Origin of the sequence: Shewanella sp. 10N.286.51.B7 (genome assembly GCF_002873615.1) — a bacterium.
GTDB lineage: Bacteria > Pseudomonadota > Gammaproteobacteria > Enterobacterales > Shewanellaceae > Shewanella > Shewanella electrodiphila.
Window position 1 is genome coordinate 67299 of sequence record NZ_MCUF01000020.1, and the last position, 15006, is coordinate 82304.

Here is a 15006-nt window from a genome sequence, read left to right on the forward strand (position 1 = left end):
GCATAATGAAGTTGCACCATCATGTTGCACCGATTTGGTGCGTTGTGCAACTTATTCTACATCGACAATCAATTTATAAACGTCTGAACAAATAATTCTTATCTATATGAAAGTTATAGATTATATTAAGTTCTAGGTGTTGGTCTAGGCTTATTTAGAATCGATGTCTGATGTAGAAATATCTTTCTAGCAGAACTAGATGCAAGGACTTTGCCGTTTTGGGTCAAAATCTTAACCACTAAATTATGTTCGCCGCGATTCACTTCGGTAACATTAAAAATAGCGCTAGATTGTGGTTGACCATACAGGATGTCGTCGATGTATAACGCGAGTAGGTAACCTTTTGGTAATTCTGGTGCTGCGCTGGCAACAACAGTGAAATTACCTTGGTTATTACGAATGGTTTCTTCTTGGGTTGGGTTAACGATACGGACACGGTAGGTGATAGGTTCAGCGCTCTTCTTCATCACTTCAGTTTCAGTCGGAATGCTGACTGAAATACTATTTTGAGTGTTTGCGTTTAAATCAACAGCTTCAGCATTCTCTCTAGGTTCATCACTATAATGGACTTTACCGTTTTCATCGACCCAACGATAAACGGTTGCATGGCTGCTAGAGATGATAATACTGCATAAAATAAGGCTAATAATTAGGGTTAAGCGCATTTGGGGTTCCTTCACCTTGGGCTTTAATCACCTTAATACTAGCCTCTTTTTAACAAAAAATCAGCAATTACTGATGAACTGAATTTGCTAATTACTTGTACTGACAGCGATATTCGCTCACTTCTGATGTACGGATTTTGAAATTCACGTTGGCATCCAATTCAAAAAGATTACCCGCAGCAACTGTTGTCCATTCAGTGGCTTGAGGTAATAACACCTCAAATTGACCTGAGGTAATGTTCATTACTTCTGCTTGAGTGGTGTCGAAATCATACTCTCCAGGCAATACGACGCCTAAGGTTTGATGACTGCCATCAGTGAAATGAATGGTGCGACTGATGACTTTGCCATCAAAATAAACATTCGCTTGGGTGGCGACATCGACCTGTGAAATAACGCTCATTGTGGTATTCCTTAATTAAATCATGCTAGTTATATTTTATGCTGTGAATATAAATGCAAACAAGGTGAATATAAAGTAATAAAAGGTTATAGGCTAGACTGAATTGTAAAACGAGAAGTGTTCGATTTAAATTTTTATAAATGAGTAATTTACAGGCAATAAAAAACCCGCCTAAGCGGGTTTTTTTAATCATTTAATATGATTAATAACGATTAAGAACCACGGTTGTGACGCTTACGTTCGTTTTCAGTTAAGTAACGCTTACGAACACGAATGTTCTCAGGTGTTACTTCTACTAATTCGTCATCATCGATGAACTCAAGTGCTTGCTCAAGTGTCATTTCGATATGTGGAGTCAGTACTTGTGCTTCATCTGTACCAGATGCACGCATGTTAGTAAGTTGCTTACCTTTCAAACAGTTAACTGTTAAGTCATTTGCACGAGCGTGTAAACCAACTACTTGACCTTCGTATACTTCAGCAGCGTGTCCAATAAATAGACGACCACGTTCTTGAAGGTTAAATAATGCGAATGTCAGTGCTTTACCAGTAGCGTTAGAAATCAATACGCCACGAGCACGTTGACCAATATCGCCGCCTTTCACTGGACCGTAATGGTCAAATGAATGGTAGATAAGACCAGTACCAGAAGTCGCAGTCATGAATTCAGTTTGGAAACCGATTAAGCCACGGCTAGGGATAACGAAGTCGATACGTACACGACCCTTACCATCTAACTGCATGTCACGCATGTCACCTTTACGGGTACCAAGCTTTTCGATAACACTACCTTGATGCTCTTCTTCAACATCTACAGTTAATGTTTCGAATGGTTCACACATCACGCCATCGATTTCTTTTTCGATAACTTCTGGACGAGATACTGCTAACTCGTAACCTTCACGACGCATGTTTTCAATTAGGATACCTAAGTGTAATTCACCACGGCCTGATACGCGGAAACGATCCGGAGATTCAGTTTCTTCAACACGTAGTGCAACGTTATGAACTAGCTCTTGCTCAAGACGCTCAAGGATATTACGTGAAGTGACGTACTTACCTTCTTTACCAGCGAATGGAGAAGTGTTGACTTGGAAAGTCATTGTTAGTGTTGGCTCATCTACAGACAACGGAGGTAGCGCTTCTAATGTAGAAGGCGCACAGATTGTGTCTGAGATTTGTAATTGGCCAAGACCAGTAATTGCAATGATGTCACCAGCGTTAGCTTCAGCAACTTCGTGACGGTCAAGACCCATGTAACCTAATACTTGGCCCATTTTACCGTTACGAGTTTTGCCATCAGCGCCAACAACAGTCACTTGTTGGTTGGTCTTGATGCTACCACGCTTAATACGACCAATACCGATAACACCCACGTATGAGTTGTAATCGATTTGAGAGATTTGCATTTGGAAGTCACCTTCCGCATCAGCATCAGGAGAAGATACTTTCTCTACAATTGTTTGGAAAAGTGGTGTCATGTCTTCGCTAGTTTCATCAGGATCTAATGAAGCGAAACCATTTAATGCAGAAGCATATACGATTGGGAAATCTAACTGTTCGTCAGTTGCACCTAAGTTGTCGAATAAGTCGAATACTTGGTCAATAACCCAATCAGGACGAGCACCAGGACGGTCAATCTTGTTAATAACAACGATTGGCTTAAGGCCCTGTGCGAATGCTTTTTTAGTTACGAAGCGAGTTTGTGGCATTGGGCCATCAACTGCATCAACTAATAATAAAACAGAATCTACCATAGATAGAACACGTTCTACTTCACCACCGAAATCGGCGTGACCAGGAGTGTCTACGATGTTAATACGGTAGTCGTTCCATTTGATGGCTGTATTCTTAGCCAGAATGGTGATACCACGTTCTTTTTCAAGATCGTTAGAATCCATTACACGTTCTGTGGCTTCACCTCGACTTTCAAGGGTGCCAGACTGAGCCAAAAGCTTATCTACCAAGGTTGTTTTGCCATGGTCGACGTGAGCAATAATGGCGATATTACGTAAATTCTCTAACACGGATAAAACCTCTATACCATCAAATAAAAATAGGAGTTTATAGGACTAATAAGTATAGCCACCATAAAAAAGCGTGCCATTCTACTCCAGCAAGGCTTGAGTAGATAGGATTATTTTTGAACACTTGCTTATTTATAAAAATTTAAGCTTTAAAGATAGAAGATAAAATTCAAAAAGGATCATATTGCCGCAATAAAGTGACGCTTTAATGAACTAGATCAATGATGGCGTTAAAACCAATGCACCGAAATGGACTTTTGCACCATTAGTGCGCATAGTGATGCACCGAAGTTGTGCGTTATTAGTGCCTTACGCGAGAGGGATATTTTTATTGTATTTTAAATCAATGCCTTATCTTTCTGGCATGAAAGTCGCTTATAACAAATCAAATTCGAAAGCAGACGTGATGTCTGACGAATAACAAGATTACATTAAGGGACAACCCTTTACCCTACCGGAGGCTTAAGAATGTCAGTTGAATCAATCCTAAAACAAATTGAAGAACTAGAAGTTAAGTTCGTAGATTTACGTTTTACAGACACTAAAGGTAAAGAGCAGCACGTCTCTATTCCTTCTCATCAAGTGAACGATGACTTTTTTGAAGATGGCAAAATGTTTGATGGTTCATCTATCAACGGTTGGAAAGGCATCAACGAATCTGACATGGTGTTAATGCCAGACCCTTCTTCTTTCTTATTAGATCCTTTCACTGAAGAAGTTACTGGTCTTATTCGTTGTGACATTTTAGAGCCAGCGACAATGACGGGTTACGAACGTGATCCACGTTCAATCGCTAAAAAAGCTGAAGAATACCTAAAGTCTACTGGTATTGCTGACACTGTATTAATTGGTCCAGAGCCAGAATTCTTCTTATTCGACGACGTTAAGTTTGGCACTGACATGTCAGGTACTTTCGTTAAAGTTGACGCGAAAGAAGCAGCATGGAACTCAGGTACAAGCTACGAAGACGGCAACACAGGTCACCGTCCATTCGTTAAAGGTGGTTACTTCCCAGTTGCACCAGTAGATTCATCACAAGACATTCGTAGTGCAATGTGTCTAATTCTTGAAGAATTAGGTCAAGTAGTTGAAGCGCATCACCACGAAGTTGCTACAGCTGGTCAAAACGAAATTGCTACACGTTTCAACACGCTTTCAAACAAAGCGGATGAAATCCAAATCATGAAGTATGTGGTTCATAACACTGCTCATGCATACGGTAAAACAGCGACATTCATGCCTAAGCCAATTGTTGGTGATAACGGTAGTGGTATGCACGTTCACCAATCTTTAGCTAAAGACGGTGTTAACTTATTCTCTGGCGACAAGTACGCTGGTTTAAGTGAACTAGCTCTTTACTACATCGGTGGTATCATCAAGCATGCTCGTGCATTGAACGCATTCACTAACCCAAGCACTAACTCTTACAAGCGTCTTGTTCCTCATTTCGAAGCGCCTGTAATGTTAGCTTATTCAGCGCGTAACCGTAGTGCTTCAATCCGTATCCCAGTGGTACCAAGCCCGAAAGCACGTCGTATCGAAACACGTTTCCCAGATCCAACCGCTAACCCATACTTAGCATTCGCAGCGCTGCTTATGGCTGGTCTTGACGGTATCCAAAACAAGATTCACCCTGGTGAAGCAATGGATAAAGATTTATACGACCTGCCTGCTGAAGAAGCAGCTGAGATCCCACAAGTTGCAACGTCTCTAGAGAATGCACTTGAGAACTTAGCAGCTGACCACGAATTCTTAACGAAAGGTGATGTATTCAGTAAAGACTTTATTGAATCTTACATAACTCTTAAAAATGAAGAATGTGAGCAAGTATCTCGTACTACTCACCCAATGGAATTCCAACTTTACTACTCTCTATAAGTAGAAGTTGTTTAACGCAGATGCAGTTTGATTAAGCTCATCAACCGTTAACGAAAAAGCCCTTACTGGTTTCAGTAAGGGCTTTTTTATTGCCTGAACATTCATCGTTTTATCCAACTCAACCAAGATGCTTCTGTATTTATAAACACAAACCCTCATTCTCAAATGGTATGTATCAATATGTATCAATATGTATCAGATAACTTTTGGTTATGAGTGTTATAAAGATTAACAATTATTCACTTAACAATTGAGTCATTAATATACACCCCATAACAAGCGCTTACGAAGTCAGGTGACTTGTAATGCGACAAGATGGGACCACTCATCAACATGACTCAAATTAATGAGAGAATACAAATGAAATTATTTCAAAGCTTACTTGCCGTGTCTGTATCTGCTGTCCTCATGGGCTGTAATTCTGATAGTGGCACACCTGATTACCCTCAAGAGGGAGAGTCACGCAAAGTATCTATTGGCTTTACAGTTGATAAAGATATTAACCCTATGTCTGAAACAACTATCGCAAATCAGATGGAAAATTGCGGGTATGATTTAAAAGCAAATGATGAAGTTATTGAATCAGGTGTGTGTATTGCAGACAATTTGACTATTGAGATTCGCGATGGCTATAAACTCGAACTTATTCATCCAACTCTATCATCTGCTTTAGATATCCCAGTAAGTAATAAATGGTCGGTTGAAGGGGAGCACACAATCGCCATCGATGAGAATAACATTACAATTAAAACAGCAAACCAACATTTCAGCTTAGTGTCAATTGCTAACTCTAGCCACCTTAACTATGTTGAAATTAATGGCGAACCAGCAATTGAAGATGAAGCTGCAAACTATGGGTTTGTAACAGGAGACACCTATACACTCTTATTGAACTCTCAATTAGGTGACTATACAGATAATGACAGCGCAGAAGTTAACACTCATTATCATTATTATTTATCTGATGGAGACATCTCAATTGATGGCCCTGGTGATGAGTGGGAAGGTGTCTCTAAACCTATTGGCGGTGAAGTACCACCTACAGTAAGTTACTCTACGATTAATATTAAGAATGTAGAAAAACAAGATGAGTCTACGCTAAAAGTAATTGCTGGTAATGAAGATGATCAACCTTCGTTTTTAACAAAGTATCCTAATGTGTCAATGATGGTTACTGAATTACCTACAGAAGTTTTCACTACGTTGGGTTGGACTGATATTTATATCTATTCTAATGAGATGGAAGCTAACTGCCGTATTACAGTTTTAGCTAACGGCAACAATAATACCAATTGTGACAATTTATCTGATATTAGCGATAATTTAGAGCTTTCGATAATTTATACAATGTTAGCAGCTGTGCCTCGAACTGATTACATTGATGGTGTTACACGAGGAAACGTTTTCTCTCGATTATCAACTGGTGGGGAAGGTGCTTGGGGTCAAGAGGCTACAATTAGCCTTAAGTAGACCAAGTCGTTTTTAGAACCATAAATAAAGCCTGTTATAGCAGGCTTTATTTTATTAAATCAGTTAAAAGTTCTGTGGCTATATTTAGTCTATTTTTAACCATTTGGTTGCTCTCGCCCATTACCTAAATTAATGGGCTTTTTTTACTTTTGCTCTTCAAATGTTTTTAGCACCATTTTGTTTAACCATTCGGTCAATGGATTTTGACGGTTTTTATAATGAAAATAAGTAGAGATTTTGTAATCGTAATCACTTTCTGTGGTCTTCACTTTTAGCGATCGTAATTGGGGATAATGGCTCATATCGAGAAATCCTGATAGGGGGGCAATCATATCAGTTTCGCTAATCACTTCTAATATAGCTGATGGTAATTCAGAGCGGTATTTAATACTGAATTCAAGATTTTTTTTCTTAAAAATCGCTTGGATATTGGTTTTCTGCACGTTCCAATCGGCAGCAATGATTGTTGCTAAATCAAACCGTGCAGCTTCAGCTAAACTAATCTCCTTTTGTTTGCATGGATGATCTTTCCGAACATAGCACTTAAAAGTATCTATGGTAATGGACCTTTCTGATATTTCGGCAGGAACATCAGGCATCTGATAAGTGAGTCCTAAATGAAGTCGGTCTTGCTGAATTTGAGCTAATGAATCAGTAGACCATTTATACATTTGAACATTACATTTTGGTGCTGATGCCATAATATTTAGAAATAGTTTGCTGCCTATGCTGTTGAGCAGAAATGGCGAAAGCGCAATGTGAAACGTGTCTTCTAGTGCAGCAGGGTCGAACTCATTAACACTGTTTACCGCCAGTTCAAGGTCTTGATAAACAGGGCGGGTCGATTGGAATAAATGCTCGGCGAAGGCGGTTGGCTCGAGTCCTGAAGGGATCTTAACAAACAGCTCGTCGCCAAAATGGTGTCTTAGTTTCTGTAAAGACTTGCTAATAGCGGGCTGTGTGACAAACAAACGCTGAGCTGTAAGGCGCATATTTCGTTCTTGATAAAGAATAAAAAAAACATGTAATAAGTTTAAATCAAGATTTTGAAATAAATTTTTAGCCATTTTTATCTCGGAGAAAATTTGAGTCGATAAGATAATCTAACAGTTAAACGCTAATTGCCTCAATCTAATGTCATATTTTGTAAAGATAATTCCCTATTCAAGGTTTTTGTCGGTATATTAATTAAGCAATATGTTTTTCGACTCGCCCTAGATGGAAGTCATGAAGTTTCAACTGGAAGCTATACTCAGCAATAGTCACAGCAGAAAAAGGAAGCGTAATGGTAAATTACATCAGTAATAAGTTGTGTCGGACAATGACACTTTGGCTTTCGTTATGCTTGATGCCTTTTTCGGCAATTGCTTTGGAGTGGCCACAAGAAGTTGATACTAAACTAGGCACGTTAGTGGTTTACCAACCACAGCCAGAATCCCTTAACGGTAATGTATTACAAAGTCGTGCAGCGATGTCATTTGAGGTCGAAAATCAACCAGACCCTGTATTTGGTGCATTTTGGTTTAGTGCCCGAATTGATACCACTGACGATGTAACAACTGTGCGTAATATTCAAGTGACTGAAGTGCGCTGGCCATCTTCAACAGAAGAAGATCAGCAAACCTTTACCGATACCGTTTCAGAGGCATTAGCCTCTACCCGCTTTGAAATATCTATGGAGCGATTGTCTGCCAGTTTAGAAACCGCGGAGCAAGAAAAACGCAGCTTAGATAATATTAAAAATGATGCACCTGAGGTTATTTTCAGTTCAACCTTGAGTGTTTTGCTGTCTTACGATGGTGAGCCACAGTTTAGGGAAATCGAAAATAGCCCTTATGAACGTATTCTCAATACTCCTTTCGCTGTTGCCCGTGACACCCAGTCAAAGAAACTCTATTTAAGTAGTGGCACATATTGGTATGTGGCAGAAGATCCTATGGGGCCATGGCAAGTCACACTTTATCCACCTGAAGATTTGGTCAGCATGGTGAACACCGAGGAGGATGAACCAGCAAAAAGCACTGCCAATGCACCGCATATTATTACCTCGGATGTCCCGACAGAATTGATTTCAACTGATGGTTCGCCTAATTGGCAGAGTTTAATCGATGGCAAACTTTTATATGTCAGTAATACAGAAACGGCCTGGATCCGTGAAACAACATCAGGTGATATGTATCTGTTACTTTCGGGTCGTTGGTTTAAATCAAAAAAACAAGCTGGGCCGTGGGCATTTGTGCGCGGGGATAAATTACCTGAAAGCTTCAAAGATATTCCACCAGAATCCGATATTGGTGGTTTAAGGGTTTCTGTTGCGGGCACTGATGAAGCAAATCAAGCCATGTTAGATGCGCAAATTCCGCAAACAGCAGCGATTAAACGTGACGAAGCTAAGCTTGAGGTGGAATATGATGGCGAGCCTAAATTCGAGGCGGTAACAGGCACTTCAGTTTCTTACGCCGTTAACACTTCAACCCAAGTTTTATTGATCAAAAAAGTCTATTACGCCGTCGACAATGGGGTGTGGTTTACATCGGCATCAGCCAAAGGCCCTTGGATTGTTGCTGATGATATTCCGAATGAAGAAATCGCAAAAATTCCAGCAAGTTCACCTGTCTATAACACCACTTACGTACAAGTTTATGACTCGACCCCTGAAGTGGTTTACGTGGGTTATACCCCAGGCTATATGTGGTCTTATCCATATTACGGCGTGCCTATTTATGGCACTGGTTGGTATTACCCGCCATATTGGGGAAGATATTATTATCCTCGTCCACCGACCTGGGGTTTACATGTAGGTTATAACCCTTGGACAGGCTGGAATGTGGGCGTGAGCTGGAGTAATGGCTTTTACCGTGCTGGTGTTGTGTGGGGAGGTGGCTACGGCTATCACCGTCCTTATCGATGCTGTGGTGGCTATTATGGTGGTGGATACCGCCGCCCTGTGGTGATTAATACTGGCAATATTAATATTGGTAACAGTATTAGTGTGGGTAATCGAACTAAGGTGTCTAATCGAATCAATTCTACAAATATTAATGGTAATAGAATTGGCAAGCAGAACAATTTGTATAACCGCCCAGCCACTCGCGATCGTTTAGCGAGCCCTGCAGTCGCCAATAAAAACTTGAAAAAAGCCACTTACAATAAGAATCGCAGCAATGATGTGTTTGCAGATAAACACGGTAATGTGGCTCGTGATAATCAAGGTAAGTGGGAGAACCGCAGTGATGGCAAGTGGAATACGGCTCCTGCTACTCGGGACTTGAGCAAGCCCACTAATATCAATAAGCCTAGTAATATTAGTAAACCTAGCACGCTGCCATCCACTCGTCCGTCGACGTTACCTTCGTCAAGGCCGTCAAATATGCCAGCAACGATGCCTTCTTCACGTCCATCGAACATGAATAACTCAATCAATCGTAGTCGTCCAAGTGGCGGCTTTGATCACCAAAGCTTAAATCGCTCTCGTCAAGCCCGTCAATCAGGTATGGCAAGAGAAGGGCGAGGACGTGTGCATCGCTAATTGAGCCAATAAGAAAATAAGCCTGCAAGTTGCAGGCTTTTTTATTATTCTGACTATTAAGTGAAATATTTAGCTGCACAACAATATACGGACATTATTTATGTGGAATACCCTGCAAGTCTATCGGTCATCAATTATTTTATTGTCAGCTTTATTGCTTGGCGGATTACTTGGGACTGCATTGCCAGAATTTGCTATCAAGCTTAAGCCTATTGGGCAAATCTTCCTGAATTTATTGTTTATGATTATTGTGCCTTTAGTGGCCGTGAGTGTGATGTCTTCAATTGCGAAGATGACGGACTTAAAAAGGTTAGGTTCTATTTTGGCTTCGATAATGGCCGTGTCTGTGGTGATGGCAATGGTGCCTGCCATTGGGATTGTGTTATTGGCACTCGCCTATGATCCTGCTCAAGGAGTCACACTAGAACTTGCGGAAACCGTAGAAGCCGCTGGCAGTATGGACTTTGTTAGCTTATTGACCACCAATGATTTTGTTGGGTTGTTATCAAAATCGAACATTTTAGCGCTGATTATCATGTCAGTAATCAGTGGTATCGCCATCGGTCAATCAGGCGAGGATGGCCGTAAAGTATCGGCGTTACTTGATAGCTTGAATACCGTGATAATGAAAATTATTGCGATATTAATGCATGTTGCGCCAATTGGCTTAGGTGCTTACTTTGCGGCAACGATGGCCAGTCAAGACGCTGAATTAATGGGAACATTTGCAAGAGCTGTAGGGCTATTTTTGGTTGCAACTGTGGTGTATTTAACCTTAGGTTCGACGTTTTATTCATGGGTTGGCGGCGGTTTAATAGGTGTGAAACGCTTTTGGCAAAATATGCTTGAACCAGCGGTGACAGCGTTAGGAACAAGCTCATCATTAGCAACCTTGCCAGTGAATATCAGGGCTGCGGCTAAAATGGACTTAAATGAGCAAATCGCTGAGATAAGTTTACCGCTATTAGTGAACCTTAATAAGGGCGGCGCAGCGATGATAACCGCACTCAAAATCGTATTTATTTATTCGCTATTGGGTATGGAATTCACCAGTGATGTGTTTATGTTAACCATCTTGATATCTGTACTGTCAGCGTTTGTTATTGGAGGAGTTCCTGGTGGCGCTTTTTTAGGTGAGATTTTTATTGTTACTACCTTAGGGTTGCCTTTGGAAGTGATCCCTATTTTGGTGGTATTAGGTGCGATAACTGATGCGGCTTCAACAGTCATTAATGTGGTTCACGATTTGACTGCAACGCAAATTATTCAACGTATTAATGGTAAACACTATCAAGCTACAACAAACACTGCTGAATAAACTTTCATATTAACTCATCTATCATTCGAGCCTTGTTTTAGGCTCGAACACCCGAAAACCATCTATATTGTTAAGCCTATTTTGAGTATCAACTCAATATTTATTGATGATCCTCTCACTTCTTTAGAGTAACTATTCAGTTTTACGTGCTAATGGTTGAACACTCTTTGAGCGTGTGTAACAATGCTGCACCAAATGTGTAGCATTTTTTTTACAGGTTGAGCAGGCTTACATTAGTCCTAGCTTTTCTAGACTGTAAGGCAATAAAACGTTGGTATAAGGCGTATTAATACAATAACCTGAGCATGGAATCTCAATGAAACTTTCTTTTCGCCATTTGTTATTTTTGGTGATGATTTTAACGTCACTCATCCCCATTACTGCAATATCATTTTGGTCGGCAAATTCAGCTCTTGAGAACGAATATAATATGGTGCATGACAAGCATCTATTACTCGCGCAAAACATTACCAAAGCACTTAATCGTTATGCGATAGATGCACTCGCTATTTTTACCACAGTAACCAACAGCAACTCCCATCAGGGTGTTGATAGCATCATGTTTGATTTATTGAACACCGTTGATGTGGTTTCAATTGGTGTCTTTAACCCCCAAGGACAACGAGAAAACGTCGTATATGGTGCTGAAAACTCTCAACCTTTAAGCCTAACCGATACCAATAATCCATTTGATTTATCTGAATTATCAGAAGCGCATTTTACCCCTATTCATAAAAATGGTGTGCTACAGCCAACCTTATACATGATACGCCAAACCCCAGATATGCGTATTTGGTTGGCGACGATGCATGCCACTTATATTGAGCAATTACAATCGGCGGTGATGTTCGGCGATAAAGGCCATGCGGCAATTGTTGATAAGCGAGGTAACGTGTTGGCTCATCCCAACAAAACGTGGCAAGCAGAGGCTAAAAATATCAGTAAAGTGAGCATCGTTAAGCAGATGATGGCGGGTGAAACGGGGGTAAGTCAGTTCTACTCGCCAGCGGTAAAAGCGGACATGATTGCGGGCTTTGATGTGGTGCCTACCACGGGCTGGGGAGTCATGATCCCACAACCTCTTGTTGAGCTCGATCAACGTGCTTTTGTCGTTATAAAATTTACTCTTTTAGTGGCATTGGTATCGCTGATTGTATGCAGTGTGTTTAGTTGGTGGATTGTCGGCTTAATTACTCGACCAATCGATATTTTAACGGCTAAAACTCGCGTCATCACTGATATTCGTTCGGATACGCAGAGACACCCTAGAGGTTTTCATACCGCAGAATTTGCAAAGTTATTTGATAGCTTTAGACAAATGTCATTAGAAATTAGAAATGGAAGAGAAGAGCTAGAGGTGAGAGTTGCTGATCGCACCGCTGATTTAGCCGAAGCTCAAGAAAAAGCCTTACAGCTCGCCAATCATGATGCGGTGACAGGGCTAGCTAATCGGGTCGCGATTAGAGATAAAATTGCTGAGTTATTACAGCAGCAAAAACATTTTTCATTATTGTTTATCGACCTCGATGGTTTTAAAGGGGTGAATGACCAATATGGACATAGAGTGGGTGATAAATTACTAAAAACCTTAGCAGATAAAGTCAATAACCATCTATTTATTCACGATATTCTTGCTCGTTATGGTGGTGATGAATTTATCGTATTAATGCCGAATATGGATTCGATCATTGCTGCAGAGTGTGCGGCTGAAAAATTACTGCAACTATTTTCTGAACCGGTAATTATTGAAGACAGTGTGATTTGTATTAGTGCGTGTATTGGTTTGGCTTTATCAAGTGGCTTTGATAAAGACACAGATAGCTTGATCCACAGAGCGGACACTGCAATGTACCGCGCAAAACGCCAAGGCAAAAACAAAGTTACCATCGCGAGTTAATCATGCATGCGCAATATATACTAGAATTTATATAATGTCGTTAGAGGTCATATGTCAATAAAATCTGTATGTTACAGCAGCCCCTTATCAAACGCTCACAAGGGTTTCACCTTAATCGAGCTTGTTGTGGTTATCATTATTTTAGCGATACTTGCAGTGATTGCTGCGCCAAAGTTTATTAGTTTAAAAGAAGATGCATACGCAGGACAAATGCAAGGGGTGTCTGGTGCGATTAGCAGCGCTAAAGATTTAGTGTATTCCGCTTGCGTAATTAGTGCTGATTGTGATGAAACGGCTGCAGCTTCAGGTATTAGTAATAGTATTGTGGTAGAGGGCCAAAACATTACGCTAGCTTATGGTTACCCGAGACATACTAACGCAGGTATTGCCCGCGCTATTAATATCGTTGATGGAGATGATTTCGAAGTTACTTCATATAGCATTTCTGGACGCAGTGGTTTACGTATTAGACCTGCTGCAGATTATTCAGTGAATGATTGCGAGATCCGCTACTCTGAGCCGCAGGCCGCAAAGGAAACCCCGGTAGTTGAAAGGGATTTAGAGGGGTGTTAGTTCTTTTTTAGGTTTAAAGTCTGACTTCATCATTCACTATGTTCAACAGCGATGATGGCTTAAGCTAATTTTTAAGACTGAATTTTAAGACTGAATTTTAAGACTGAATTTTAAGACTGAATTTTAAAACTGAATTTTAAAACTGAATTTTAAGACTGAATTTTAAAACTGAATTTTAAAACTGAATTTTAAAACTGAATTTTAAAACTGAATTTTAGAACTGAATTTTAAGGCTGAGTTTTATCTTAAGTTAATTAGGTCATCGCGTAAGATAAACCAGCAGTCGTTTCAAATATCACCTAGCCCGCGTATAAAAATGGATTTTTACTCAATGAAAGTTTTGATTTCAATATCGGTTTTCTCTTTTTTAATGCAGATCTGCCCACCTGTGATGGCAAATGTGTTCAATACGGTTGTGAGTGTGCAATGTAATGAGTGCGTTTCTAGTGATGATTATCGTGTCGCCGCCATATCAGCCCTGAGAGACAGAGAACAAAAAGTCGTTAATGTGGTTAATTTTAATGAGTTTGACGTTCGTAAATTTGATGTCAAAAAACTGCAAGTGGAAGTGTGTAGTGATTATAGTAAATCAGCGACCAAAGGTTTCTGCAGGATGGAAGATGGCTCGATAGTAAAGCCGCTTAAGCTAACTAATATTGCCCGTGAACAATTTATCCTTTTCGCAGAAGAACTGTATCAAATCGATTTCTTTCAACCTATTAACATATCAGTAGATTACCAAGTTGCAGGCTCTGCTTGGGAGTTAATCGGCAGTGGATACTTGCCTAATAAGGTGAGTGATACTTGGCGTCAACAAAGTGAATATTCAGATCTGGTAAATCGTTATAAACACGGCATGCAGGTAAGCTATCAAACTGGGATTTTTGTGACGAATTTATCCCCGAAAATAGTGTATAGATTCTCTGATGAGTCGCAGTTTAATTCTGAAGTTGACATGATTGATATGGACGAACAGCTGCATTATAAATTTATCGCTCTGCAAGATGAGCATAATAATTTCCTCGACATTGCCGAAGACCCAATATTTACTCTCGGAGATAAGTTTCAGTTTGAATCGCAACAAAGTGAAGACTATATGGTGATGAAAAAGGTTGTGGAAGCTTATGGTTTTATGACTGAGTCAAAAGCAACACTTTCAGGCATTGCCGTGACTATTGTGGCATGTACTTCGAGCGATAACCCTTGTCAATATAGTGCTTTTTAGGTCGTTATTGACCAGCTCACA

The 15006-nt window shown here is 40.2% G+C and carries 11 protein-coding genes; 7 read left to right on the top strand and 4 right to left on the bottom strand.

The features are described from left to right. Positions 1–125 precede the first annotated feature (125 nt). The 3 genes from BCU84_RS03760 to typA all read right to left on the bottom strand — a co-directional run bounded on the left by BCU84_RS03760 (position 126) and on the right by typA (position 3095). Positions 126–665 carry a DUF4124 domain-containing protein gene (locus tag BCU84_RS03760; RefSeq protein ID WP_102526769.1) on the bottom strand — a complete coding sequence of 180 codons (540 nt, stop codon included), beginning with the start codon at positions 663–665 and terminating at the stop codon, positions 126–128. A gap of 91 nt (positions 666–756) precedes the next feature. After that, positions 757–1068, bottom strand: coding sequence for a pyrimidine/purine nucleoside phosphorylase (locus tag BCU84_RS03765; RefSeq protein ID WP_102526770.1), 312 nt, complete (start codon positions 1066–1068; stop codon positions 757–759). Between the two features lie 212 nt (positions 1069–1280). Then, a complete protein-coding gene (gene typA / locus BCU84_RS03770) occupies positions 1281–3095 on the bottom strand; it encodes a translational GTPase TypA (RefSeq protein WP_102526771.1) in 1815 nt (604 codons plus the stop codon). Positions 3096–3563: 468 nt separating this feature from the next. Here typA and glnA point away from each other — a divergent pair, with 468 nt between their 5' ends. Continuing rightward, positions 3564–4973, top strand: a complete 1410-nt coding sequence (glnA, locus tag BCU84_RS03775; protein WP_102526772.1) for a glutamate--ammonia ligase — start codon at positions 3564–3566, stop codon at positions 4971–4973. Positions 4974–5333: 360 nt separating this feature from the next. Continuing rightward, complete coding sequence (locus BCU84_RS03780) at positions 5334–6443, top strand: hypothetical protein (protein ID WP_102526773.1); 1110 nt, start codon at positions 5334–5336, stop codon at positions 6441–6443. A 143-nt stretch (positions 6444–6586) separates the two neighbouring features. Here BCU84_RS03780 and BCU84_RS03785 read toward each other — a convergent pair whose 3' ends face one another. Further along, positions 6587–7510, bottom strand: coding sequence for a LysR family transcriptional regulator (locus BCU84_RS03785; protein WP_102526774.1), 924 nt, complete (start codon positions 7508–7510; stop codon positions 6587–6589). A gap of 218 nt (positions 7511–7728) precedes the next feature. Here BCU84_RS03785 and BCU84_RS03790 point away from each other — a divergent pair, with 218 nt between their 5' ends. The 5 genes from BCU84_RS03790 to BCU84_RS03810 all read left to right on the top strand — a co-directional run bounded on the left by BCU84_RS03790 (position 7729) and on the right by BCU84_RS03810 (position 14985). After that, positions 7729–9972, top strand: a complete 2244-nt coding sequence (locus tag BCU84_RS03790) for a carbohydrate-binding family V/XII (RefSeq protein WP_198589524.1) — start codon at positions 7729–7731, stop codon at positions 9970–9972. A gap of 100 nt (positions 9973–10072) precedes the next feature. Continuing rightward, complete coding sequence (locus BCU84_RS03795) at positions 10073–11290, top strand: dicarboxylate/amino acid:cation symporter (protein WP_102526775.1); 1218 nt, start codon at positions 10073–10075, stop codon at positions 11288–11290. A gap of 316 nt (positions 11291–11606) precedes the next feature. Next, the gene (locus tag BCU84_RS03800; RefSeq protein ID WP_102526776.1) at positions 11607–13187 is read left to right on the top strand and encodes a sensor domain-containing diguanylate cyclase; all 1581 of its coding nucleotides are present in this window, start codon (positions 11607–11609) and stop codon (positions 13185–13187) included. Positions 13188–13238: 51 nt separating this feature from the next. Then, entirely contained in the window at positions 13239–13760 is a 522-nt protein-coding gene (locus BCU84_RS21100; protein ID WP_102526777.1) for a prepilin-type N-terminal cleavage/methylation domain-containing protein, read from the top strand. Between the two features lie 331 nt (positions 13761–14091). Beyond that, positions 14092–14985: a hypothetical protein gene (locus tag BCU84_RS03810; protein WP_102526778.1), complete on the top strand. Its 894-nt coding sequence runs from the start codon at positions 14092–14094 to the stop codon at positions 14983–14985. Positions 14986–15006: the final 21 nt, after the last annotated feature.

Coding starts and splice junctions, on each gene's coding strand:
- BCU84_RS03810 (WP_102526778.1), top strand. CDS start 14,092: ATGAAAGTTTTGATTTCAATATCGGTTTTCTCTTTTTTAATGCAGATC.
- BCU84_RS03795 (WP_102526775.1), top strand. CDS start 10,073: ATGTGGAATACCCTGCAAGTCTATCGGTCATCAATTATTTTATTGTCA.
- BCU84_RS21100 (WP_102526777.1), top strand. CDS start 13,239: ATGTCAATAAAATCTGTATGTTACAGCAGCCCCTTATCAAACGCTCAC.
- glnA (WP_102526772.1), top strand. CDS start 3,564: ATGTCAGTTGAATCAATCCTAAAACAAATTGAAGAACTAGAAGTTAAG.
- BCU84_RS03785 (WP_102526774.1), bottom strand. CDS start 7,510: ATGGCTAAAAATTTATTTCAAAATCTTGATTTAAACTTATTACATGTT.
- BCU84_RS03800 (WP_102526776.1), top strand. CDS start 11,607: ATGAAACTTTCTTTTCGCCATTTGTTATTTTTGGTGATGATTTTAACG.
- BCU84_RS03780 (WP_102526773.1), top strand. CDS start 5,334: ATGAAATTATTTCAAAGCTTACTTGCCGTGTCTGTATCTGCTGTCCTC.
- BCU84_RS03790 (WP_198589524.1), top strand. CDS start 7,729: ATGGTAAATTACATCAGTAATAAGTTGTGTCGGACAATGACACTTTGG.
- BCU84_RS03765 (WP_102526770.1), bottom strand. CDS start 1,068: ATGAGCGTTATTTCACAGGTCGATGTCGCCACCCAAGCGAATGTTTAT.
- BCU84_RS03760 (WP_102526769.1), bottom strand. CDS start 665: ATGCGCTTAACCCTAATTATTAGCCTTATTTTATGCAGTATTATCATC.